General features: G+C 65.4%; 21 protein-coding genes. 9 read left to right on the top strand and 12 right to left on the bottom strand.

Annotation, left to right across the window (positions count from 1 at the left end):
- Positions 1–77: 77 nt before the first annotated feature.
- A complete protein-coding gene (locus RT131_RS14550; protein WP_313173513.1) occupies positions 78–1,334 on the bottom strand; it encodes a 6-phosphofructokinase in 1,257 nt (418 codons plus the stop codon).
- Positions 1,335–1,475: 141 nt separating this feature from the next.
- On the opposite strand from RT131_RS14550, the gene RT131_RS14545 reads away from it, so the two are divergent.
- From RT131_RS14545 to RT131_RS14535, 3 genes are all read left to right on the top strand, one after another.
- Positions 1,476–2,039, top strand: a complete 564-nt coding sequence (locus RT131_RS14545) for an adenylate kinase (RefSeq protein ID WP_313173512.1) — start codon at positions 1,476–1,478, stop codon at positions 2,037–2,039.
- A gap of 327 nt (positions 2,040–2,366) precedes the next feature.
- Positions 2,367–3,845, top strand: coding sequence for a UDP-N-acetylmuramate:L-alanyl-gamma-D-glutamyl-meso-diaminopimelate ligase (gene mpl, locus RT131_RS14540; RefSeq protein WP_313173511.1), 1,479 nt, complete (start codon positions 2,367–2,369; stop codon positions 3,843–3,845).
- A gap of 115 nt (positions 3,846–3,960) precedes the next feature.
- On the top strand, positions 3,961–4,569 hold the full coding sequence (locus RT131_RS14535) for an LON peptidase substrate-binding domain-containing protein (protein WP_313173510.1): 609 nt from the start codon (positions 3,961–3,963) through the stop codon (positions 4,567–4,569).
- A 171-nt stretch (positions 4,570–4,740) separates the two neighbouring features.
- Here RT131_RS14535 and RT131_RS14530 read toward each other — a convergent pair whose 3' ends face one another.
- A complete protein-coding gene (locus RT131_RS14530; RefSeq protein WP_313173509.1) occupies positions 4,741–6,744 on the bottom strand; it encodes a bifunctional DedA family/phosphatase PAP2 family protein in 2,004 nt (667 codons plus the stop codon).
- 126 nt (positions 6,745–6,870) lie between these two features.
- Here RT131_RS14530 and RT131_RS14525 point away from each other — a divergent pair, with 126 nt between their 5' ends.
- Together RT131_RS14525 and RT131_RS14520 are read left to right on the top strand one after the other, a co-directional pair.
- Entirely contained in the window at positions 6,871–7,533 is a 663-nt protein-coding gene (locus RT131_RS14525; RefSeq protein ID WP_313173508.1) for a serine/threonine protein kinase, read from the top strand.
- Positions 7,530–8,072 carry a DUF2867 domain-containing protein gene (locus RT131_RS14520; RefSeq protein ID WP_313173507.1) on the top strand — a complete coding sequence of 181 codons (543 nt, stop codon included), beginning with the start codon at positions 7,530–7,532 and terminating at the stop codon, positions 8,070–8,072. The genes RT131_RS14525 and RT131_RS14520 overlap by 4 nt, the downstream gene beginning before the upstream one ends.
- Before the next feature lie 54 nt (positions 8,073–8,126).
- Here the strand turns inward: RT131_RS14520 and RT131_RS14515 are convergent, their stop codons facing one another.
- Positions 8,127–8,801: a hypothetical protein gene (locus tag RT131_RS14515; protein WP_313173506.1), complete on the bottom strand. Its 675-nt coding sequence runs from the start codon at positions 8,799–8,801 to the stop codon at positions 8,127–8,129.
- Between the two features lie 142 nt (positions 8,802–8,943).
- On the opposite strand from RT131_RS14515, the gene RT131_RS14510 reads away from it, so the two are divergent.
- On the top strand, positions 8,944–9,759 hold the full coding sequence (locus RT131_RS14510) for an NAD(P)-dependent oxidoreductase (RefSeq protein WP_313173505.1): 816 nt from the start codon (positions 8,944–8,946) through the stop codon (positions 9,757–9,759).
- A gap of 262 nt (positions 9,760–10,021) precedes the next feature.
- Here RT131_RS14510 and RT131_RS14505 read toward each other — a convergent pair whose 3' ends face one another.
- A complete protein-coding gene (locus RT131_RS14505) occupies positions 10,022–10,885 on the bottom strand; it encodes an ion transporter (RefSeq protein ID WP_313173504.1) in 864 nt (287 codons plus the stop codon).
- Positions 10,886–10,955: 70 nt separating this feature from the next.
- Between RT131_RS14505 and RT131_RS14500 the strand changes: the two genes are divergently transcribed.
- A complete protein-coding gene (locus tag RT131_RS14500) occupies positions 10,956–12,185 on the top strand; it encodes an acetylornithine transaminase (RefSeq protein WP_313173552.1) in 1,230 nt (409 codons plus the stop codon).
- A 250-nt stretch (positions 12,186–12,435) separates the two neighbouring features.
- On the opposite strand, the gene RT131_RS14495 is transcribed toward RT131_RS14500, so the two are convergent.
- Entirely contained in the window at positions 12,436–13,032 is a 597-nt protein-coding gene (locus RT131_RS14495; protein WP_313173503.1) for an HAD-IA family hydrolase, read from the bottom strand.
- A gap of 137 nt (positions 13,033–13,169) precedes the next feature.
- On the opposite strand from RT131_RS14495, the gene azu reads away from it, so the two are divergent.
- Complete coding sequence (gene azu, locus RT131_RS14490) at positions 13,170–13,622, top strand: azurin (protein WP_313173502.1); 453 nt, start codon at positions 13,170–13,172, stop codon at positions 13,620–13,622.
- Between the two features lie 275 nt (positions 13,623–13,897).
- Here the strand turns inward: azu and hemL are convergent, their stop codons facing one another.
- Together hemL and thiE are read right to left on the bottom strand one after the other, a co-directional pair.
- On the bottom strand, positions 13,898–15,190 hold the full coding sequence (gene hemL / locus RT131_RS14485) for a glutamate-1-semialdehyde 2,1-aminomutase (RefSeq protein WP_313173501.1): 1,293 nt from the start codon (positions 15,188–15,190) through the stop codon (positions 13,898–13,900).
- 198 nt (positions 15,191–15,388) lie between these two features.
- Positions 15,389–16,015 (bottom strand): thiamine phosphate synthase, encoded by a 627-nt coding sequence (gene thiE, locus RT131_RS14480; RefSeq protein WP_313173500.1) that lies wholly within the window; start codon positions 16,013–16,015, stop codon positions 15,389–15,391.
- Between the two features lie 69 nt (positions 16,016–16,084).
- On the opposite strand from thiE, the gene RT131_RS14475 reads away from it, so the two are divergent.
- The gene (locus tag RT131_RS14475) at positions 16,085–16,276 is read left to right on the top strand and encodes a rubredoxin (RefSeq protein ID WP_303747299.1); all 192 of its coding nucleotides are present in this window, start codon (positions 16,085–16,087) and stop codon (positions 16,274–16,276) included.
- 222 nt (positions 16,277–16,498) lie between these two features.
- Here RT131_RS14475 and RT131_RS14470 read toward each other — a convergent pair whose 3' ends face one another.
- The 5 genes from RT131_RS14470 to RT131_RS14450 all read right to left on the bottom strand — a co-directional run bounded on the left by RT131_RS14470 (position 16,499) and on the right by RT131_RS14450 (position 19,927).
- A complete protein-coding gene (locus tag RT131_RS14470) occupies positions 16,499–17,347 on the bottom strand; it encodes a SirB1 family protein (protein WP_313173499.1) in 849 nt (282 codons plus the stop codon).
- A 65-nt stretch (positions 17,348–17,412) separates the two neighbouring features.
- Positions 17,413–17,871 (bottom strand): DUF192 domain-containing protein, encoded by a 459-nt coding sequence (locus RT131_RS14465; RefSeq protein ID WP_313173498.1) that lies wholly within the window; start codon positions 17,869–17,871, stop codon positions 17,413–17,415.
- A 219-nt stretch (positions 17,872–18,090) separates the two neighbouring features.
- Positions 18,091–18,738 (bottom strand): ribose-5-phosphate isomerase RpiA, encoded by a 648-nt coding sequence (gene rpiA / locus RT131_RS14460; RefSeq protein ID WP_293706389.1) that lies wholly within the window; start codon positions 18,736–18,738, stop codon positions 18,091–18,093.
- A 119-nt stretch (positions 18,739–18,857) separates the two neighbouring features.
- Positions 18,858–19,340, bottom strand: coding sequence for an EVE domain-containing protein (locus RT131_RS14455; RefSeq protein WP_313173497.1), 483 nt, complete (start codon positions 19,338–19,340; stop codon positions 18,858–18,860).
- Positions 19,337–19,927 (bottom strand): 5-formyltetrahydrofolate cyclo-ligase, encoded by a 591-nt coding sequence (locus RT131_RS14450; protein WP_313173496.1) that lies wholly within the window; start codon positions 19,925–19,927, stop codon positions 19,337–19,339. Before RT131_RS14450 ends, RT131_RS14455 begins: the two co-directional genes overlap by 4 nt.
- Between the last annotated feature and the right edge of the window lie 80 nt (positions 19,928–20,007).

The raw sequence follows: 20,007 nt of genomic DNA, 5'->3' as shown, positions 1-20,007 counted from the left end.
GTAGAGCCGAGCCATGCTCGGCTGAGGCGTTACCGGTGGAGCCTCTGCCGAGCATGGCTCGGCACTACATTGCCTGCTCAGGCTTCCCAGCTCGGGAGCTTCCTGGCTACGGCGATGTTCTTCAACGTCACGTACTTGGGCAGGCCATCGCGGCCATACGGCAGCGGCGCTTCGCCACGGATCAGCGGCTGCAGGTAGCGGCGTGCTTTTTCGGTGATGCCGAAGCCATCCTTGCGGATGAAGCCGGCCGGCATCTTCTTCTCGTGGTTGGCTACCTTGGACAACGGCGCGGCTTCGATCTTCCAGCGGTACGGTACGTCGGAGCTGCGCACGATCACCGGCATCACCGAGTTCTGTCCCTTCAGCGCGAACTGCACCGCTGCCTTGCCCACCGCCTGCGCCTGTTCCCAGTCGGTCCTGGAGGCAATGTGGCGGGCCGAGCGTTGCAGGTAGTCGGGCAAGGTCCAGTGCACCTTGTAGCCGAGCTCGGCCTTGACCTTGCCGGCCAGGTAGGAGGCCACGCCGCCGAGTTGGGTGTGGCCGAAGGAATCCTTGACCCCGCCGGCATCGGCGACGAACTGGCCGTCGGCGGTATGGATGCCCTCGCTGGCCACCACGACGCAGAAACCGACCTTCTCAACGACTTGCTTCACCTTGGCCAGGAACACCGACTCGTCATAGGCACGCTCCGGCAACAGGACGATCTGCGGCGCGTCATCGGGGTTCTCGCCAGCCAGTCCTGCAGCGGCGGCCAGCCAACCGGCATGGCGGCCCATCGCTTCGTAGATGAAGACGCGAGTCGAGGTTTCGGCCATCGCCGCCACATCCAGCGCCGCCTCGCGCACCGAAATGGCGGTGTACTTGGCCGCCGAGCCGAAGCCAGGGCAGGTATCGGTGACCGCCAGATCGTTGTCGATGGTCTTGGGAACGCCTACGCAGGTCAGCGGGTAGCCAAACTCCTTGGCCAGCTGTGAGACCTTCAGCGCAGTGTCGGCCGAGTCATTGCCACCGTTGTAGAGGAACCAGCGCACGTCATGCGCCTTGAACACCTCCAGCAGGCGCTCGTACTTGGCGCGGTCGGCCTCCAGCGACTTGAGCTTGTAGCGGCACGAGCCGAACGCGCCGCCCGGGGTGTGGGCCAGCGCGGCGATGTTGGCGGCAGACTCCTTCGAGGTATCGATCAGCTCCTCGCGCAAGGCGCCGAGGATGCCGTTGCGTGCAGCCAACACCTTGATTTTCTTCGATCTTGCCTCGCTGATGACGGCCGAGGCGGTGGCGTTGATGACGGCGGTGACGCCGCCGGACTGGGCATATAGCAAGGTGCCTTTGGACATGGGCAATACTCTCCAGAGCGGGGGACATTCCGGGACATTGGCCGGATGCGGTAAGCTGCACATATTGCGGTGCAGCGTGAATCGGCCCATGAGTCTAACGCCGCTGTCCGTCCCGTTACCTCAAACATATGGGAGTCAGGAATGCGATTGGTTCTGTTGGGACCGCCCGGTTCGGGCAAGGGCACGCAGGCGACGAGCCTGAAGGAACAACTGCAGGTTCCGCACATTTCCACCGGTGACCTGCTGCGCGCCGAAGTGGCTGCCGGCACCGAGCTGGGCAAGCAGGCCAAGGCGGTGATGGATGCCGGCAACCTGGTGTCCGACGACATCCTGCTGGGCATGCTGGAGTCGCGCCTGTCCCAGGCCGATACCGCCAAGGGTTTCATCCTGGACGGTTACCCGCGCAATGTGGCCCAGGCCAATGCACTGGGTGAACTGCTGGCCAAGCTGAACCAGCCGCTGGATGCCATCGTGCAGCTGGACGTGCCGACCGAACTGCTGGTCGAGCGCATCGCCGGCCGCGCCAAGGAGCAGGGCCGCGCCGACGACAACCCGGAATCGGTGCGCCAGCGCCTGCAGGTCTACAACGATTCCACCGCGCCGGTGATCGATTTCTACGCCGCCAAGGGCACCCTGGCCCGCGTCGATGGCGTTGGCGCGCTGGACGAAGTGCTGGCCCGCATCCTGGCGGCGACCAAGCGCTGAGGATGTCCGGCTGTGGCGGGTGACCGCCACGGCCGTCTGCGTGTCAGCGAAGGCCGCCGCGCATACGGAAACGCCCGGATCCATGCACTGGATCCGGGCGTTTCGCTTATAAAAGCCAGCTAAGGGCGTGCTCACGGCCCCATCAGCATGAGCTCCCTGGGGATGGCCTCTTGGGGAGTAGGACCTGAGGGATACTGAGGCTGGCGTCACGTATTTTCAGTGTGAATGTCGTGTGACGGTATCGGGGAATCCCCTACATGTGATTAGGGGTACAGCTGGGAGTTGCTCCGGATACCCCTGGATCGACGCATCGGCGACAATCGGTGAATGAGCAAGATCCATATTCTCGGCATTGCCGGCACTTTCATGGGCGGTGTGGCCGCCTTGGCCCGCGAACTCGGTCATCAGGTCGAGGGCAGCGATCAGGCGGTCTATCCGCCGATGTCCACGCAATTGGAAACCTTGGGTATCCGCCTGTCGCAGGGCTACCTGCCATCCAATATCAGTGCGGATTGCGACGAAGTAGTGGTGGGCAACGCGCTTTCGCGTGGCAATGCTGCGGTCGAGGCTGTGCTCGATTCAGGCCGTCGCTATACCTCCGGGGCGCAATGGCTGTCCGAACGGGTGCTGCCCGGTCGTGACACGCTGGCTGTGGCGGGTACCCACGGCAAGACCACCACCACCACCATCCTGTCCTATCTGTTGCAGGCCGCAGGACGTGAGCCGGGCTTCCTGATCGGCGGCGTGGCCGAGGATTTCGGGGTGTCGGCGCGATTGGGACGGTCGCTGGTCGAGGTTGCGGGCAAGGTCTTACCCTCATCCGCCCCTGCGGGGCAGCTTCCCCCGGCGGGGGAAGGGGAGGACGCGTCGATCCTTTCGGATCGATCAGGTTCAAGTCGACCGCTTTTTGTGGTGGAAGCTGACGAGTACGACACCGCGTTCTTCGACAAGCGCAGCAAGTTCGTCCATTACCGTCCGCTGGTCGCCATCCTCAACAACCTGGAATTCGATCACGCCGACATCTTCCCGGACGTGGCTGCGATCCAGCGTCAGTTCCATCACCTGGTGCGCACCGTACCGGGCCGTGGCCGCCTGATCGTCAATGGTGAGGACACCTATCTGGCCGAAGTGCTGGCGATGGGGTGTTGGACGCCGGTCGAACGGTTTGGATTTGATCCGGCGCTGGAATGGAGCGCGCGCCTGATCCAGCAGGACGGCAGCGCTTTCGCGGTACTGCATCGCGGTGTTGAAGTGGCAACGGTGGAATGGTCGCTGCTGGGTCGGCACAACGTGCTCAATGGTCTGGCCGCGCTGGCAGCCGCGCATGCGGTGGGCGTGGATCCGGCACAGGTTGCGCCGGCCCTGGCGGGTTTCCACAGCGTCAAGCGGCGCATGGAGGTCATCGGCCAGGCGCAGGGCATCACCATCTACGATGATTTCGCCCATCACCCGACAGCGATCCACACCACGCTGGAAGGGCTGCGCGCCAGGGTGGGTGAGGCACGCATCGTGGTGGCGATGGAGCCACGCAGCAACTCGATGCGCCTGGGCGCACATTCGCAGGCGCTGGCGCCGTCGTTGGACATTGCCGATGCGGTGGTGTTCCTGGCGCGTCCGGAACTGCCGTGGGATGCTGCCAGGGTGATCGATGCCGTGCGTGGGGATGCGCAATCCGTATCCGATACGGACGCATTGCTGAGCGAGCTCGGCAATGTCACACGTGCTGGCGACCACGTGGTGTTCATGTCCAACGGCGGTTTTGATGGCGCACCGCGACGTTTCCTGGCGCAACTGCAGGGCAGTTGATGAGGCAGGCCGGGTTGCATGCAACCCGGCGCTGCAGCGGCGGCTGCGGCACGCGATGAATGGTCGCTTCGATGCGGTGGAGTACCATCAGGGCGTCTGCTGAAACGTTACCCGGATGATGCAATTGCTCAGTCTTGCCCTGTTTCCCCTGCACGCGGTGTTGCTGCCCGGTGCGACCTTGAGCCTGCGTGTATTTGAACCGCGCTATCTGGACCTGGTGCGCGAATGTGGGCGCAGCGGCAGCAGTTTCGGCGTGTGCCTGATCCTGGAGGGTGAAGAAGTGGGTGCGCCGGCGATCCCTGCTGCATGGGGGGTGGAGGCAGTGGTCGAGGATTTCGATGTCGGTGCGGACGGCATCCTGGTGTTGCGACTGCGCGGTGCGCGGCGCTTCCATGTGAGTGCAAGCCACGTGCGTGACAACGGCCTGGTGATGGCCGACGTGGAGTGGTGCGAGCGCGACAGTGATGACGAACTGCAGCCCGAGCACGGTTTGCTGGGCACGGTTCTGGAGCACATCATCGAACAGATTGGTGGCGAGTACACGACTGCCGGTCCGGCGCAGCTGGATCAGGCGGCGTGGGTGGGCTGGCGCCTGGCCGAACTATTGCCGCTGCGTGAAACGCAGCGGTTGCAGCTGCTGCAGGAGAACGATCCGCAGCGGCGCCTGGATCGTTTGCTGGAGTGGATCCCCGAGTTGGACGTGCCGATCGAGGGCGATCTGTAGCCGAGTTGCAGGAGCGGCGTGAGCGGGCAACGCGGTCCGCGGTCGTAGTGCCGAGCCATGCTCGGCAGGAGCTGTCCCGATAATGCCTCCTGCCGAGCATGGCTCGGCACTACCGCACTGACGTGTCGCGGGGAACGCCCCTCTTGCCGAGCATGGCTCGGCACTACGTTGTCATGGTGTTGGTTCGGCGCGGATCATCAACAACGGCAAGCCGGTTTCCGGCTGCACCTGTTGCTGGGTTTCAACGCCATCCAGCGACTGCTTGAGTGCATCCAGCGCGGGGTCTACCCCACGCAGCGGCCGCCACATTCCGAACAACTTGAGGTGGCGCTGGTAACGCAGGGTCTGTGCGCTGCCCAGCCACACCGGAGCCTGTCCCGGCTGCAGACGGGCCGAAGAGGGCCATAGCCGCAGGGCGTAGACCTCATCCGGGCGTTCGCCGGGGCGCAGCATCAGCAGTGCCTCGACATTGGTGTCCAGCGTTGCCGGCAATACCGGTACCTGCTGCGGCGTGGCCTTCATGTCCAGCATCATCAGCGCCTGCTGCCAGCCCGCCTGTGGTTGCCGGTTCCAGCCATTGCGTTCGAGCTGCTGCTGCAGGGCGGGCAGCGGCCCGGCCACCTGCACGTCCAGCGGCCAACGCTGGTCATCATCGAAATCATTGCGGCGTGCCGGCAGCTCGCGCCAACCCGCTTGCCACCAATGCGAGGCGTCCATCTGCACGATGCTGGCGGCCGCAGGCTCAAACTTGGCCAGTTTGGCCGGCACGTTGCGCGGGGCATACCAGAGCCCGGCAATCACGAACACGCCATAGAACAGCCAGGCTACCGGCTTGACCCAGAACGAGCGGTTGAAGCGGCGCCGATAGGCCACGCCCAGCACCAACAGCCAGAACACGCCGAACAACATGCCGCCGATCACGTCGCTGAGCCAGTGCGCGCCCAGATAGATGCGGGCAAAGCCGATCACGGTGACCACCGCGCCAGACAGCAGGTACGGCCAGACGCGGGTACGTCCTGGCAGTTCACGGCCGATCAGCACGGCGAAGAAGCCAAAGGTGATGGTCGCCATGGTCACTGCCACCGACGGGAAACCAAACCCGCTGCTCGCGGCCGGCGGCCGCACCACATCGACGGTGGCGCCCAGCAGCTTGGTCAGGGCCAGGCCGAAAGCCAGCGCCGCCAACCAATGGAAGACCGCCATCCAGCGCCGCCGCCAGGCCAGGTAGCCCATGCCCGCGGCAATCGCCGGCAACAGCACCTGCCAATCGCCCAGCGAGGCCAGCGCCGCCATTGGATAGTCCGCCAGCGGGTTGCGCAGGGCCAGCATCAGCCGGTGCACCGCCAGGTCCAGCGCCAGCGGCTCGCCATGTCCCACCACCACCATCAGCAGCGCGAACCAGCCCCAACCCAGCACCAGCAGCATCAGCGCCAGCATCGCCAGCGGCACCGATTCGCGACGCTTGGGGTCGAACAGGTCGCTCAGCGAATGGCCGATGAAGTGCGGGTGGCGGTGTGACCAGGCCAGCAGCCGGGCCAGCCATCCGTCCATGCGTGCCGCCGACCAGCGGTAGCTGTACAGCACGATGGCCCAGACCAGTCCCAGCAAGGTGCCGAGCAGGGCAATCACCAGGAACAGGCGCCCGGCCACCGCCGCCACGGCGTCATAGGCCTGGCCCAGCGCCCAGCCGGGTAGCAGGAACAGGATCGCCCAGGACAGGCAGGCCAGGCCGCTGGCCTTGAGATAGCTGCTGAAGCGCATGTTGGCCATGCCGGCGATTGCTGGCACGAAGGGCCGGATGGCGCCTACGTAGCGGGCGATCAGGATGCTCTTGAAGGCATTGCGGCGGAACATGAACTCGCCACGGTCGAGCAGTTGCGGGTAGCGGCTGAACGGCCAGACGCCGCGCAGGCGATCACCCCAGCGGCGGCCCACCCAATAGCTCAAGCCGTCGCCGGCGAAGGCGCCCAAGGTTGCACATATCACCGCATAGGGGCCGGACAGCTCGCCCATGCCGATCAATACACCTACCGCGATCATCAGCGGCAGGGCCGGCACGATGGCGCCAAGGATGATCACGGCATCGCAGAAGGCAATGGCGAAGATCGCCAGGCCAGCAAGGACGGGATGGGCGGCGATCCACGCAAGCGTGGCGTCGATCCAGGAAGAATTCATCGGCCGATTATAAAGGGAAGCCCGAGTCAGACCGATGGCAGCGGTGGAGGTTCAGTGGAATGTGCGGTGGCCTGTTCACCTGCGATGCCGTTCGGTGAATGCCAGCGTGGCGACTAGACTATTGTGATGACTGAATCCTCACCGGCTACCGTTGCCGCGCTCAAAGCAGACAGCTTCGGGCGCATCCTGCTGATGGAAGGCCCCAACGGACGCTTCGTGCGCCGAGACCTCGGGGCGACGCCCTGGTGGCTGCGATTGCCTGCGTGGTGGCTGGCGCGGCGCGAAGCGCGCGCGCTGGCCAAGCTTGCCGGCATGGAGGCGACGCCGCGGTTGCTGGCCTGGGATGGGCGTTGGCTGGACCGCAGCTTCATGGAGGGCGCGGCCATGTACCAGCGCCCGCCGCATGGCGACGTGGGCTATTTCCGCGCGGCGCGGCGCCTGCTGCAACGCGTGCACCGCCACGGCATCGCCCACAACGACCTGGCCAAGGAGGCCAATTGGCTGGTACGCGAGGATGGTTCACCGGCGCTGATCGACTTCCAGCTGGCCGTGTGCGGCAACCCGCGTTCGCGCTGGATGCGGCTGTTGGCGCGCGAGGACCTGCGTCACCTGCTCAAGCACAAGCGCATGTACTGCCGCCAGGCATTGACCCCGGTGGAGCTGCGCCTGCTAAAACGGCACTCATGGATACGCGAGCTTTGGTTTGCGACAGGCAAGCCGGTCTATCGTTTTGTCACCCGTCGCATCCTGCACTGGGAAGACAACGAGGGGCAGGGACCCAAGCCTTGAACCGTATTGGGCGTGCATGCGAGGTCGAGATAGGTGCCGATGCGATGCTGCACCCGCTGTTGCCCGGCAGCCATTTCGCCCATGCGGCCGAGGTGCGTTTGCAGCGCCGGCCGGACAGTGCGGTGCAGGCCTATCTGGATATCGCCCGGCAGGTGCCGGCCTGGTTCGAGGGCCTGATGTGGCTGCGCAATGCCGGAATGCGCCTGTTGGGAATGAAGCACCTGGGCGCGATCCGCAGCGTGCCGGTGCAGGCACCGGAAGGACTGGCGGTTGGCGACAGGCTCGGGATATTCACTGTGCGGGCGTTGACGGGCGATGGCGTGGTACTGGGCGACAGCGACCGTCACCTGCGCGTCGAACTGTCAGTAGAGCTTGGCCCCGGGCACGACGGCTGCCAGCTGCAGGTGAGCACCGTGGTTCACCTGCACCGGCCGTTTGGGCGGCTGTACATGTTGCCGGTAGCACCCGTGCACCGGCGCATCGTGCCGCAGCTGCTGGAGCGCTATGCGCGGCGCATGGCTGCGCCCGGGCGGCATTGAGCTTCACTGCCTGTGCCGAGCGCAAGTGCTTGCCCTGCGACAACGGGCGCTTTCTCAGCGTAGCTCGAGCAGTTGCTTGCCTTTGAAGCCGCGCTTGCCATCAAAGTCGTAGCCGATGGTCACATGGCCATCATCGGCGCAGGCATGGCAGCTGCGCAGCGGTGTGGTGTAGCGCAGGCGCACACCGCCGTCTGGCAAGGCCTGGGTGCCGGCGGCCACTGCCGGCGCGAACGGGCCAGAGTCGGGATGCTTGCTGGAGAAGGCTTTGTAGGCGTCCGAACCGCGTGCCGTGTCATCCAGCACTTCCTCGTCCACATCGATGGCCAGGCCATTGGCATCCACCAGCCAGGTGCCCTGGTTGGTATTGGCGCGGAACGGGAATTCCAGCGTGGCCACGCCGACGCCTTCGACGTCCTGCCATGCGGTCACATAGCCCGGCTTGCCCTGCGCGGACAAGGTGCTGGCAGCCGCCAGTGCGACAGGTGACGCGCCGGCGGTGCGCATTACCTGCAACAGGCAGTTGTCGGCGGCGGTGTCGGTGCGGCAGGCCTCAATCGATCCCGTCCATACGGCGGTGGGGCCGATGCGGGTGGCTTGTTCGCCCAGGCCGGTGGTCTGCGCGGTGACATCCTTGGTCGCCGACGCAACTTCGGCAGCGGGGTGTGGCTTCTGGCATGCCGCAAGGCTCAGGGCGAGCAGCAGCGGAGCAGCGAGGTGCAGTGTCTTCATCGGGAATCCTTGCGCGATAGTGCACAAGTATCGGCAAACCATATGAACCCTGAGTGTCGCGCCTCAGGAAAGCGGCGGGACTGTGCGTGGGTGCTGGTATCTGCATAATGCGGACAGCTTTCTTACCGGTTCCGGAGTGCGCATGAGCAGCTTGCAAGGCAAGACCCTTTTCATCACCGGCGCCTCGCGCGGCATCGGCCTGGCTATCGCCCTGCGCGCCGCGCGCGATGGTGCCAACGTCGCCATCGCCGCCAAGTCGGCGGTCGCCAATCCCAAGCTGCCGGGCACCATCCATACCGCGGCCGAGGCGGTCAATGCCGCGGGTGGGCAGGGTCTGGCGCTGAAGTGCGACATCCGCGAAGAAGACCAGGTCAATGCGGCAGTAGCTGCAACCGTGGACACCTTTGGCGGCATCGACATCCTGGTCAACAACGCCTCGGCGATCTGGCTGCGTGGCACCTTGGACACGCCGATGAAACGTTTCGACCTGATGCAGCAGGTCAACTCACGCGGCAGCTTCCTGTGCGCGCAGGCCTGCCTGCCGCACCTGCTGCAGGCCCCCAACCCGCACATCCTGACGTTGGCGCCGCCGCCCAGCCTCGATCCGAAATGGTGGGGCCCGCATACCGGCTACACCCTGGCCAAGATGGGCATGAGCTTCGTCACCCTGGGCCTGGCAGCAGAGTTCGGCCGCAAGGGCGTGGCGGTCAATGCCTTGTGGCCGCGCACGGTGATCGCCACCGACGCGATCAACATGATTCCTGGCGTGGACGTGGGTGGTTGCCGCAAGCCGGAAATCATGGCGGATGCCGCCCATGCGGTGCTGACGCGGCCGGCGGCCGAGTTCAGCGGGCAGTTCCTGTTGGATGACGAGGTGCTGGCTGAGGCCGGCATCACCGATTTGTCGGGTTATGCGATGGACCCGTCGCGTCCATTGATGCCGGATCTGTTTCTCTGACTGCCTTCCCCCTTGCGCGCAACGCGCAAGGGGAGCCCCGTAGTGCCGAGCCATGCTCGGCAAGGGGCTTTACCGGGGATTCCTCACTTGTGTTGCCGAGCCATGCCCGGCAAGGAGCTTCACCGTTACAGCCTCACCTGTAGTGCCGAGCCATGCTCGGCAGCGAGGCTTTCCCGGCAAGGCCCCTTGCCGAGCATGGCTCGGCACTACGCATCAGCAGCTCCGCAGCTTACGCCGTTCCTGCAAACCCCGGCAACACCGCTCAATGCTCGATGTGCTCCGGCAGCACATGCCCGCAGCGGTTGCAGTAGTGCGCCTTGAACTCGTGGCCCTCATGCCCGCAGACCGTGCAGCCGCGGTTGTCGCGACGGTTCTCGCGCAGCATGTTGCCGGCCAGTTCGGCGGTGTAGATGCCGGTGGGCACGGCCAGGATGCTGTAGCCGATCAGGATCAGCACCGAGGTGATGAAACGCCCCAGGGTGGTGTGCGGCACGATGTCGCCAAAACCCACCGTGGCCATGGTCACCACCGCCCAGTACATGCTGGCGGGGATGTTGCTGAAGCCGTATTGCGGGCCTTCGATCACATACATCAGCGCGCCGGCGATGATGGCGATGGTGACCACCATCGACAGGAACAGCAGGATCTTGCGACGGCTGCGCCAGAGGGCCGCCATCAGCACGCCGCTTTCCTCGATGTAGCGGGTCAGCTTCAGGATGCGGAACACCCGCAGCAGGCGCAGCACGCGCACCACCAGCAGGCTCTGTGCGCCGGGCACGAAGAAGGAAATGTACGAGGGCAGGATCGCCAGCAGGTCGATGATGCCCCAGATGCTGAACGCATAGCGCAGCGGTCGTCGTACCACCAGCAGGCGCAGCACGTATTCGGCGGTGAACAGCAGGGTGAAGCCCCACTCGACCACGTAGAACCAGCTGGCCCAGGCAATGTGGATGCGCTGGACGCTGTCCACCATCACCACCAGCACGCTGGCGAGGATGGCCCAGACCAGCAGCAGGTCGAAGCGACGCGAGGGTGGGGTATCGGTGCGGTGGATGATGTCGAACCAACGGCGGCGCCAGCCGCTGTCGCTGGCCGGGTTCAATTGGGGGGCAGAGAACAGTCGCATGCGCCCATTGTGCCGCAGGCCCGTGGAATGGAGGACAATGGAACATTCACACCCACTGATCTGGAACGCCATGACCGCTGTCGTCGAGCCGCTGTTGTCCCTGTCCAATTACTACCTGCCGGTCTACCGCCCGCGCCAGCTGGTGCTGGAGCGAGGCCAGGGCGCGCGACTGTGGGATACGCAGGGGCGCGAGTTCATCGACCTGGCCGCCGGCATCGCGGTGTGCAGCCTGGGTCACAACAACCCGGACCTGAAGGCTGCCCTGTTCGAGCAGGCCGACAAGCTTTGGCACACCAGCAACATGTTCTACAGCGAACCGCCGCTGCATCTGGCACAGGAGCTGGTGGACGCCTCGCGCTTCGCCAAACGCGTGTTCCTGTGCAATTCCGGCGCCGAAGCCAATGAAGTGGCCATCAAGCTGGTGCGCAAGTGGGCCAGCGCGCAGGGCCGTGGCCCGGAGAAGCGTTTCATTGTCACCTTCCGCGGCAGCTTCCATGGCCGCACCCTGGCCACGGTCACCGCGACCGCCCAGCCGAAGTACCAGGAAGGCTACGAGCCGCTGCCCGGTGGCTTCCGCTATGTCGATTTCAACGATGTCGCCCAGCTTGAAGCAGCGATGGCCGGTGGCGATGTGGCCGCGGTGATGTTCGAGCCGGTGCAGGGCGAGGGCGGGGTGATGCCGGCCAGTGCCGAGTTCATGCGCCGCGCCCGCGAGCTGTGCGACCAGCACGATGCGTTGATGGTACTGGATGAAATCCAGGTCGGCATGGGCCGTACCGGCGAGCTGTTCGCGCACTGGAACTGGGGTGTGACCCCGGACATCGTCACCCTGGCCAAGGCGCTGGGCGGCGGGTTCCCGATCGGCGCAATGCTGGCCGGCCCCAAGGTCGCCGACATCATGGGCGTTGGCGCGCACGGCAGCACCTTCGGCGGCAACCCGCTGGCGGCGGCGGTTGCTCGCGTGGCGTTGCGCAAGCTGTCGTCCGACGAGATCAAGGCCAACGTCGTGCGCCAGTCGGCCGCACTGAAAGCCGGTCTGGAAGCCATCGGCGAAGAGTTCGGGGTGTTCGAGCAGGTGCGTGGCATGGGCCTGATGCTGGGTGCGGTGCTCAAGCCCGACTACGTCGCCGACATCGGCATGCTGCTGGATCTGGCGGCGGAAAAGCAGGTGCTGATCCTGCAGGCCGGCACCAGCGTGCTGCGTTTCGTGCCGGCGCTGAACATCACCGACGAAGAAGTGGCCGAAGGCCTGAAGCGCGTGCGCGAGGCGATTGCGGCGTATATGGCATCGCGCGGGTAAGTTGGGTTTTTCGGCGAGCGAAGCGCTTCCCCTCATCCGCCCCCCGCCTTCGCGGGGACAGGCTCTACGGGCACCTTCTGCCTCGCGCGGGAGAAGGGAATGCTCGTTGTTGCGGGGGGCGAGCACAGCACCAGTTAGCCGTAAGCCATGACCCTTCCCTTCTCCCGCCTGCGGGAGAAGGTGCCCGTAGAGCCTGTCCCCGCGAAGGCGGGGGGCGGATGAGGGTATGGCGTGCGCAGCGCGCGGCCTTTCACCCCAGGCAGTGATTCCGCTTCAACAAACGCCGCAGCGACTGGGCGTGAAACGCAGTATCGGCATGCAGCCCGGCTTCGCGCGCACCCTGCACATTGCGGAACAGGTGGTCGACGAACAGGCTTCGCTCAGGCGCACAGCCAAGCGAAGCACAGGCTGCCAGGTACGCTTTCGGATCAGGCTTGCGCGCGCCGAGCGCAGCGCTGCACAGCACGCGGCGACCCGGTAGCAATTGCTCGATGACCGGCCGCGTCAGCAGGCCATTGTTGGTCAGCACTGCAACCTGCACATCCGCATGCACGCGCTCCAGCACCGCGATGCAATCGCTGCGCAGCTTGGTCGCAGCGAGGCGTGCAGCGTGCCAGTGCGTCGCGCCCAGCGTGCTGTCCAGGCGTTGATTCAAGGCCTGCAGCAACTGCTCACCATCCAGCTCGCCGCGGGCATGGGCGAATTCAAGCCCGTCCGTACGCAATGCCGCATCCACCTGCTCGGGTGCGCAGCCGGCAGCATCGGCAAGCTGGCGCAGGTGGATACGGTGATCGTAGTCGGCCAGCAGGCCGTCGAAATCCAGTAGTAGTGCGTGTGGTCGTTGCATCGATGGCGCGGCAAGGGTGGGGCTGCAGTATCGCTGGCACGGCGTCTGCGTGCAGCCTGCGACATCGCGTCACAGGTGAAATCTGCGGGCTTTGCCTAGAATCAGGACACCGTAGTTGTCATTGTTTGGAGTTCACCGTGAAGCGTTCCAGCCTGCTGTTATTGGCCCTTGCCGGCCTGTTGCCTGCCGCGCCTGCGCTGGCCCGCACCTGCGCGGTCACCATCGAAAGCAATGACCGCATGCAGTTCTCGCTGCCGCAGATCCGCGTTGCTGCCGATTGCACGCAGGTGGACCTGACCCTCAAGCACATCGGCCGGATGCCGGCTACCGCGATGGGGCATAACTGGGTGCTGACGCGCACCCCGGATTTCCAACCAGTGGCCACGGCTGGCATGCGTGCGACGCTGGCTGACAGTTACCTGCCGAAGAATGATGCGCGGGTGATCGCGTTCACGCCGGTGATCGGTGGCGGGCAGACCACGCAGGTGCGCTTTGCGACCAGCAAGTTGACGCGTGGTGGTGATTACACCTTCTTCTGCTCGTTCCCGGGGCACTGGGGAATGATGAAGGGCAAGCTGGTTTTTGGGTGATTGTTCTGTAATGAAGCGCTGGGTGCGCTGCGCGCACCCAAGCAAAAAGAGCAGTTCCAAGGCGGGCTTCCGTGGGAGCGGCGTAAGCCGCGAAGCAAACTGCATCCTCAGATTGCACGCGGGTCAAGGCCTGGGGCAAGGCCAGCTTCGCGGCTTACGCCGCTCCCACGAACGAATGCGGCATCTGCTTCCGATTGTGGGTAACGCTGCTTCGTCAGGAAGAACAGCGTTACCGCATTAAACCGACCGGCTTGTTTGCCGACTCCGCTGCAGGATCAACCCGCCGCAACCACCTTGAACGCCTCGCGTGCCGCAACCAGGGTGGCTTCGATCACCGCATCGTCATGCGCGCTGGACAGGAAGCCGGCCTCGTAGGCCGACGGTGCCAGGAACACGCCGCGCTCCAGCATGGCGTGGAAGAACACGTTGAAGGCCTTGATGTCACAGGCGGTGGCCTGCGCATAGGTCTCGACTTTCTCGCTGCTGAAGAACAGGCCGAACATGCCGCCGACGCGATTGGTGGTGACGGCCACGCCGGCCTCGCGCGCGGCCGCTTCCAGGCCATCGCAGAGCGTGTTGGTTGCCGCCGTCAGGCGCTCGTGGAAGCCCGGCGCCTGCACCAGTTGCAACATCGCCAGGCCGGCGGCCATGGCCACCGGGTTGCCGCTCAGCGTGCCAGCCTGGTAGATCGGGCCGGCCGGGGCGATCTGCGACATCAGCTCGCGGCGGCCGCCATAGGCGCCTACCGGCATGCCGCCGCCGATGACCTTGCCGAAGGTGCTCAGGTCCGGAGTGATGCCGTAGTACGCCTGCGCGCCGCCCAGGGCGACGCGGAAGCCGGTCATCACTTCGTCGAAGATCAGTAGCGCGCCGTACTGCGTGCACAGGGCACGCAGGTGCTGCAGGTAGCCTTCGCGCGGCGGGATGCAGTTGGCGTTGCCGACCACCGGTTCGATGATCAGGCCGGCGATATCCGCGCCCTGCTGCTCGAACAGCGCGGTAGCCGCTTCGAAATCGTTGTAGGGCAAGGTGAGGGTGAGTTCGCTCAACCCGGCCGGCACGCCCGGCGAGGTCGGCACGCCGAGGGTCAGCATGCCGCTGCCGGCCTTGACCAGGAAGGAGTCGCCGTGGCCGTGGTAGCAGCCTTCGAACTTGACGATCTTGTTGCGGCCGGTGGCGCCGCGCGCCAGGCGGATCGCCGACAGCGTCGCCTCGGTACCGGAGTTGACCATGCGCACCATCTCGCAGGACGGCACCAGCCGGGTGATGGTCTCGGCCATGGTCACTTCGGCCGCACACGGCGCGCCGAATGACAGACCGTTGCCGATCGCCTGCTGCACGGCCTCGCGTACGGCCGGATGGTTGTGGCCGACGATCATCGGGCCCCAGGAGCCGACGTAGTCGATATAGGCGCTGCCATCCACGTCATGCAGGTAGGCGCCATCGGCGCGCTGCACGAAGAACGGTTCGCCGCCGACCGACTTGAACGCACGCACCGGTGAATTGACGCCACCGGGCAGCAGGGTCTGCGCGCGGGTGAACAGGGCGTGGGATTGGGCGTGGTTCATGCGTGAGTCCTTTGAGGTATCAACAACAACGAAGAGCTGGGCTTTGCATTAGCCCCTCTCCCGCTTGCGGGAGAGGGGTTGGGGTGAGGGCAAGCTTCTAGCAAGCAAACGTCAAAAGCCCCCTCATCCGCCCCTTTCGGGGCACCTTCTCCCGCAGGTGGGAGAAGGGAATGGCAGAGATCGTGCGGGCTTGGCTGGTCAGACAGACCCGAAGCAACTGCGATAAGCGTCCAACGCCGCCACCGGATCGGCCTCGCTGAACACGCCGCTGATCACCGCGATCAGGTCCGCACCAGCGTCCACCACAGCCCGGCTATTGTCCGGGGTCAACCCGCCAATCGCCACACGTGGCACCCCAAGTGCGGCGCTTTGTCGCAGCAGCTCCGGACTGGCGCGGCGCGGGGTGATCTTGCTGCGGCTGGGGAAGAACGCCCCGAAAGCCACATAGTCGGCGCCAGCAACAACCGCGCGCTGGGCACGCTCGAACTCGTCATAGCAGGAGGCGCCAATGATGGCCTGCGGGCCAAGCAGGGCACGGGCGGCGGCGATGTCGCCGTCGTCTTCACCCAGGTGCACGCCGGCGGCGCCGACCTGCAGGGCCAGCGCGGCATCATCATTGATGATCAGTGGCACGCCGGCTTCGGCACATAGCGCCTGCAGGGCAGTGGCCTGGGCCAGTCGGGTGGGCGCATCGACCGCCTTGTTGCGGTATTGCAGCCAGCTGGTGCCGGGCAGCAGCGGACGCACCCGCTCAAGCAGGCGTGCGCTGTCGGTTTCGTCGGGGGTGATCAGGTAGACGCCACGGGCGTCGGCAAGCTGGGTCATGTATGGCTACCGGTACGGCGCGGGGAATGTGACAATCAACGCCGCTTCTCTGTCCGGTGATTATCCCCGATGTCCGACGCTACGGCCTCCACCCTGCGCAACTGGATGTGTGTCGTCTGTGGCTTCATCTACAGCGAGGCCGACGGCTTGCCGGAAGAAGGCATCGCCCCGGGCACGCGCTGGGAAGACGTGCCCGACACCTGGACCTGCCCCGACTGCGGGGTGACCAAGGACGACTTCGAGATGGTCGAGCTGGATTGAGAGCCGCAGCGCGCGGCTTGTGCGGTTTGTGGGAGCGGCGTCAGCCGCGAAGCCACTGCTGCACCCGCAGCCATTGATCAACGCGGTGTCAGGGCGAAAACGGGTTCGTGCACGGAATGCCGGCACATGTGTTCGGTCGGATCAGGATCTTCGCCGGTTTCGAATGCTGTAGTGGCTTCGCGGCTTACGCCGCTCCCACAAGGTTGGGTAGGGCAGCCAGGCTCAATGCAGTCTCGGCCTTTCGCCACCCAGTTCAACCAGGCGCTCACGGATGCTGATGGCATCTGCAGCATCGGGCTCCATCTTCAGGTAGCGCGCCAGGTCGGCGCGGGCACCGGCCAGGTGCTGCAGCTGCAGGTAGGCCAGGCCGCGGTCGCGCACGGCATCGGCCTGTTCGGGCGCCAGCTTGAGGATGCGGTCGGCGCTGCGCGCTGCCCGGTCCCACTCGCCACGCTCGGCGTAGACCCCATGCAGGTTGCGCAGCATGCGCATCAGGATGGCGCGGTGCGGGGCCGGGTCCAGAATCTGCGCCAGCACGTTGTCATCGGGCGTTTCACCGCCCAGGTTGCTGCGGGCGCGCTCGCGCAGTTCGTCCACGCCCAACGGACGACCGCCGTTGAACGGGTCCATGATCAGCACGCCGTCTTCCACCGGCAGCCGCACCAGGAAATGGCCGGGGAAGGAAATGCCTTCCAGCGGCAGGCCGAGCCGGCGCGAGACTTCGATCTGCACCAGGGCCAGCGAGATCGGGTTGCCCAGGCGGCGCTCGAACACCTCGTTGAGGTAGCTGTTGCGCGGGTCGTAGTACTCGTCGTTGTCGCCGCTGTAACCCACCTCGTTGAACAGGTGGTTGTTGATGGCGGCCACCTTCAGCGGCCATTCGCCGATGGCATCCACTTCCACCCGCAGGTGGTCCGCGTGGGCCTGCAGCACGCGGTCGTACTCGGCCGGGTCCAGCTGCGGGTATTCATCGCGGGCGATCAGCAGGGCAGTCGGCAGCAGCGGCAGTGCCTCGTCGGGCAGGCCGGCCAGTTCATCCCACTGCGGCAGGGTAATGCGCGTTTCAGACATGGCCCAAGACTGGCGGCAAAGCGGCGCCGGTTCAAGGGCGCCGCTGTTCAATCTGCTCGGATCAGTCAGTTGCCGGTGGCAATACCCGGGCCGAAGGTCAGCTCGGCGCCGTCTTCGAGCTTGAGTTTGGCGGCCTGGCCGGCGTTGAGTTCCAACACGTACAGGGCCGGGTTGAAGCTGGGGTAGGGCGGGCACATGTCACCGGCCGAGCACGGCGGGACATCGCGCTGCTGGCCGACCAGGCGGCGCTGGCTGTCGAAGTACAGGATGTCCAACGGGATCTTGGTGTTTTTCATCCAGTACGCCTGCGGCTCCTCGCGGTCGTGGATGAACAGCATGCCGTGGTCGGTTTCCATCTGTTCGCGGAACATCAGGCCGCGGGCGCGGCTTTCGTCGTTCTGCGCCAGTTCCACCTGGTAGCGGGTACCGGCCAGTTCCACCCAATGCTTGCCGTCGGCGCTGGCACAGCCGGCCAGGGCGAGCAGGGACAGTGTGAAGAGGGTACGCAGGGAGGCGTTGAACATGGTTGGGGACCTGGTTCCTGGGAGGTGTTCAGGCGGGAGGGGGAAGTCAAAGGCTTCCCCTCATCCGCCCTTCGGGCACCTTCTCCCGTAAACGGGAGAAGGGACAAGCAACAGCGGAAGCCGAAGCAACGGCCAAAGCAACAGCAACGGCCAAAGCAACAGCCAGAGCCAAAGCAACAGCCAGAGCCGAAACAGCAGCCAGAGTTGCGCGGGCTCGGCTTACAGCACCTGTGGCGGCTCGCCGCCGACGATGACCACGTCGGCCGGGCGGCGTGCGAACAGGCCAACGGTGACCACGCCCGGGATCTGGTTGAGCTGCTGTTCCAACTTCACCGGGTCGGTGATGGACAGGTTGTGCACGTCCAGAATCAGGTTGCCGTTGTCGGTGACCACGCCATCGCGCCACACCGGCTGGCCGCCGGTCAGGGCCAGGATCTCGCGGGCCACCAGGCTGCGTGCCATCGGGATCACTTCCACCGGCAGCGGGAACTTGCCCAGCACCTTGACCTGCTTGCTCGGGTCGACGATGCAGACGAACTGCTTGCTGGCCTCGGCGATGATCTTCTCGCGGGTCAGCGCGGCACCGCCGCCCTTGATCAGGTTCTTGTTGCCGTCGCACTCATCGGCGCCATCCACGTACAGCGACAGGCCGCCGGTGTGATTCAGGTCCAGCACCTCGATGCCGTGGCCCTTGAGCAGGGCGGTGCTCTGGTCGGAACTGGAGACCGCGCCTTCGATCTGGTCCTTGATGCGGGCCAGGGCTTCGATGAAGTAGGCAACGGTGGAGCCGGTGCCGACACCGACAATCATTCCCTTCTGGACGTATTCGATGGCTTTTTCGGCGGCCAGGCGCTTGGCTTCGGACATGGTGGGCTCAACAGGTTGGAAAACGGTTTCTTTTGTTGTGGGAGCGGCGTAAGCCGCGAAGCCGGGGGCTGAAAGATTGTCAGCTTCGCGGCTTACGCCGCTCCCACAACAAAAGAGGCTTATTTGGCTTTCTTTTCCAGCGACAGCAGCAGCTTCCACTGTGCGGCGTTGACCGGGAACACCGACAGGCGGTTGCCCTTGGCGGTCAGCGGAAAGCCTTCGCCCAGTTCCTCGGCATGCAGCTTGATCTCGTCCAGCGCGATCACCTGCGCCAGCTTGCGCTCAAAACCCACGTCCACCAGCATCCAGCGCGGCTGTTCGCGCGTGCTCTTGGGGTCGTAGTAATCGGACTTGGGGTCGAACTGGGTGTCGTCCGGGTAGGCCTCGCTGGCCACCGTGGCGACGCCGACGATGCCCGGCACCTTGGTGTTGGAGTGGTAGAACAGGATGCCGTCGCCGACCTTCATGCCATCACGCATGAAATTGCGCGCCTGGTAGTTGCGCACGCCATTCCACGGCTCGGTGCCCACGCGCTGCAGGTCGTCGATGGAAAAGGCGTCCGGTTCGGACTTCATCAGCCAGTAGCGCTTGCGGGCGGTCATGCGTTCAACGGTTCCGGGTAGAGAGTGGCCTGCTCGGTACAGATGGCATCCACCGCCACGTCCCAGTCCTCGACCGGTAGTGACGGCACCTGCTGGGCGGAGAAACCTACCCCCACCAGCCACGGCGGCGCGGCCTGGCGCTGCCGAAATGCGAAGCTGCGATCATACCAGCCGCCCCCCATGCCCAGCCGCCGGCCACCGTCATCAAAGCCCACCAGCGGGGCGACGACCAAGGCCATTTCCTCCGGCCGCAGCGCCTGTGCGGGGTCGACATCCGGCTCGGGAATGCCATAACGGTTGCTGACCAGGGACTGGCCCGGGCGCCACGGCGCGAAGCGCAGCAGCTTGCCGTGCAGCACCGGCAGGCAATAGGTCTGCTGCGGTGGCAGCTGCATCTGCCAGCGGTGCAGCGCGATCTCGCCGTCCATTGCCCAATAGCCGGCGACGTGCCCGCTGATCCCGGCGAAAGGCAGGGACAGGAGGTTTGTGGCGAGGATTTCGGCCGCAGCGATGCGCTCGGCAGCAGGGATGTCGCGGCGGCGCTGGCGCAGTTGTTGGCGGAGGAGTTGGCGGGGATCGGCAGTCATGGGGGAGAAGTCTGCGGGCAGGGAGCTTAAGCCCCTCTCCCATCGGGAGAGGGGTTGGGGAGAGGGTAAGTGCGAGGCAC

Origin of the sequence: Stenotrophomonas sp. (genome assembly GCF_032066555.1) — a bacterium.
In the GTDB taxonomy this organism is placed as follows: domain Bacteria; phylum Pseudomonadota; class Gammaproteobacteria; order Xanthomonadales; family Xanthomonadaceae; genus Stenotrophomonas.
This window is presented reverse-complemented; position numbering and strand designations above follow the sequence as displayed.

Excerpts from the sequence above, each read along its gene's own strand:
- RT131_RS14550 (WP_313173513.1), bottom strand. The coding sequence starts at position 1,334 with ATGTCCAAAGGCACCTTGCTATATGCCCAGTCCGGCGGCGTCACCGCC.
- RT131_RS14545 (WP_313173512.1), top strand. The coding sequence starts at position 1,476 with ATGCGATTGGTTCTGTTGGGACCGCCCGGTTCGGGCAAGGGCACGCAG.
- mpl (WP_313173511.1), top strand. The coding sequence starts at position 2,367 with ATGAGCAAGATCCATATTCTCGGCATTGCCGGCACTTTCATGGGCGGT.
- RT131_RS14535 (WP_313173510.1), top strand. The coding sequence starts at position 3,961 with ATGATGCAATTGCTCAGTCTTGCCCTGTTTCCCCTGCACGCGGTGTTG.
- RT131_RS14530 (WP_313173509.1), bottom strand. The coding sequence starts at position 6,744 with ATGAATTCTTCCTGGATCGACGCCACGCTTGCGTGGATCGCCGCCCAT.
- RT131_RS14525 (WP_313173508.1), top strand. The coding sequence starts at position 6,871 with ATGACTGAATCCTCACCGGCTACCGTTGCCGCGCTCAAAGCAGACAGC.
- RT131_RS14515 (WP_313173506.1), bottom strand. The coding sequence starts at position 8,801 with ATGAAGACACTGCACCTCGCTGCTCCGCTGCTGCTCGCCCTGAGCCTT.
- RT131_RS14510 (WP_313173505.1), top strand. The coding sequence starts at position 8,944 with ATGAGCAGCTTGCAAGGCAAGACCCTTTTCATCACCGGCGCCTCGCGC.
- RT131_RS14505 (WP_313173504.1), bottom strand. The coding sequence starts at position 10,885 with ATGCGACTGTTCTCTGCCCCCCAATTGAACCCGGCCAGCGACAGCGGC.
- RT131_RS14500 (WP_313173552.1), top strand. The coding sequence starts at position 10,956 with ATGACCGCTGTCGTCGAGCCGCTGTTGTCCCTGTCCAATTACTACCTG.
- RT131_RS14495 (WP_313173503.1), bottom strand. The coding sequence starts at position 13,032 with ATGCAACGACCACACGCACTACTACTGGATTTCGACGGCCTGCTGGCC.
- hemL (WP_313173501.1), bottom strand. The coding sequence starts at position 15,190 with ATGAACCACGCCCAATCCCACGCCCTGTTCACCCGCGCGCAGACCCTG.
- thiE (WP_313173500.1), bottom strand. The coding sequence starts at position 16,015 with ATGACCCAGCTTGCCGACGCCCGTGGCGTCTACCTGATCACCCCCGAC.
- RT131_RS14475 (WP_303747299.1), top strand. The coding sequence starts at position 16,085 with ATGTCCGACGCTACGGCCTCCACCCTGCGCAACTGGATGTGTGTCGTC.
- RT131_RS14470 (WP_313173499.1), bottom strand. The coding sequence starts at position 17,347 with ATGTCTGAAACGCGCATTACCCTGCCGCAGTGGGATGAACTGGCCGGC.
- RT131_RS14465 (WP_313173498.1), bottom strand. The coding sequence starts at position 17,871 with ATGTTCAACGCCTCCCTGCGTACCCTCTTCACACTGTCCCTGCTCGCC.
- rpiA (WP_293706389.1), bottom strand. The coding sequence starts at position 18,738 with ATGTCCGAAGCCAAGCGCCTGGCCGCCGAAAAAGCCATCGAATACGTC.
- RT131_RS14455 (WP_313173497.1), bottom strand. The coding sequence starts at position 19,340 with ATGACCGCCCGCAAGCGCTACTGGCTGATGAAGTCCGAACCGGACGCC.
- RT131_RS14450 (WP_313173496.1), bottom strand. The coding sequence starts at position 19,927 with ATGACTGCCGATCCCCGCCAACTCCTCCGCCAACAACTGCGCCAGCGC.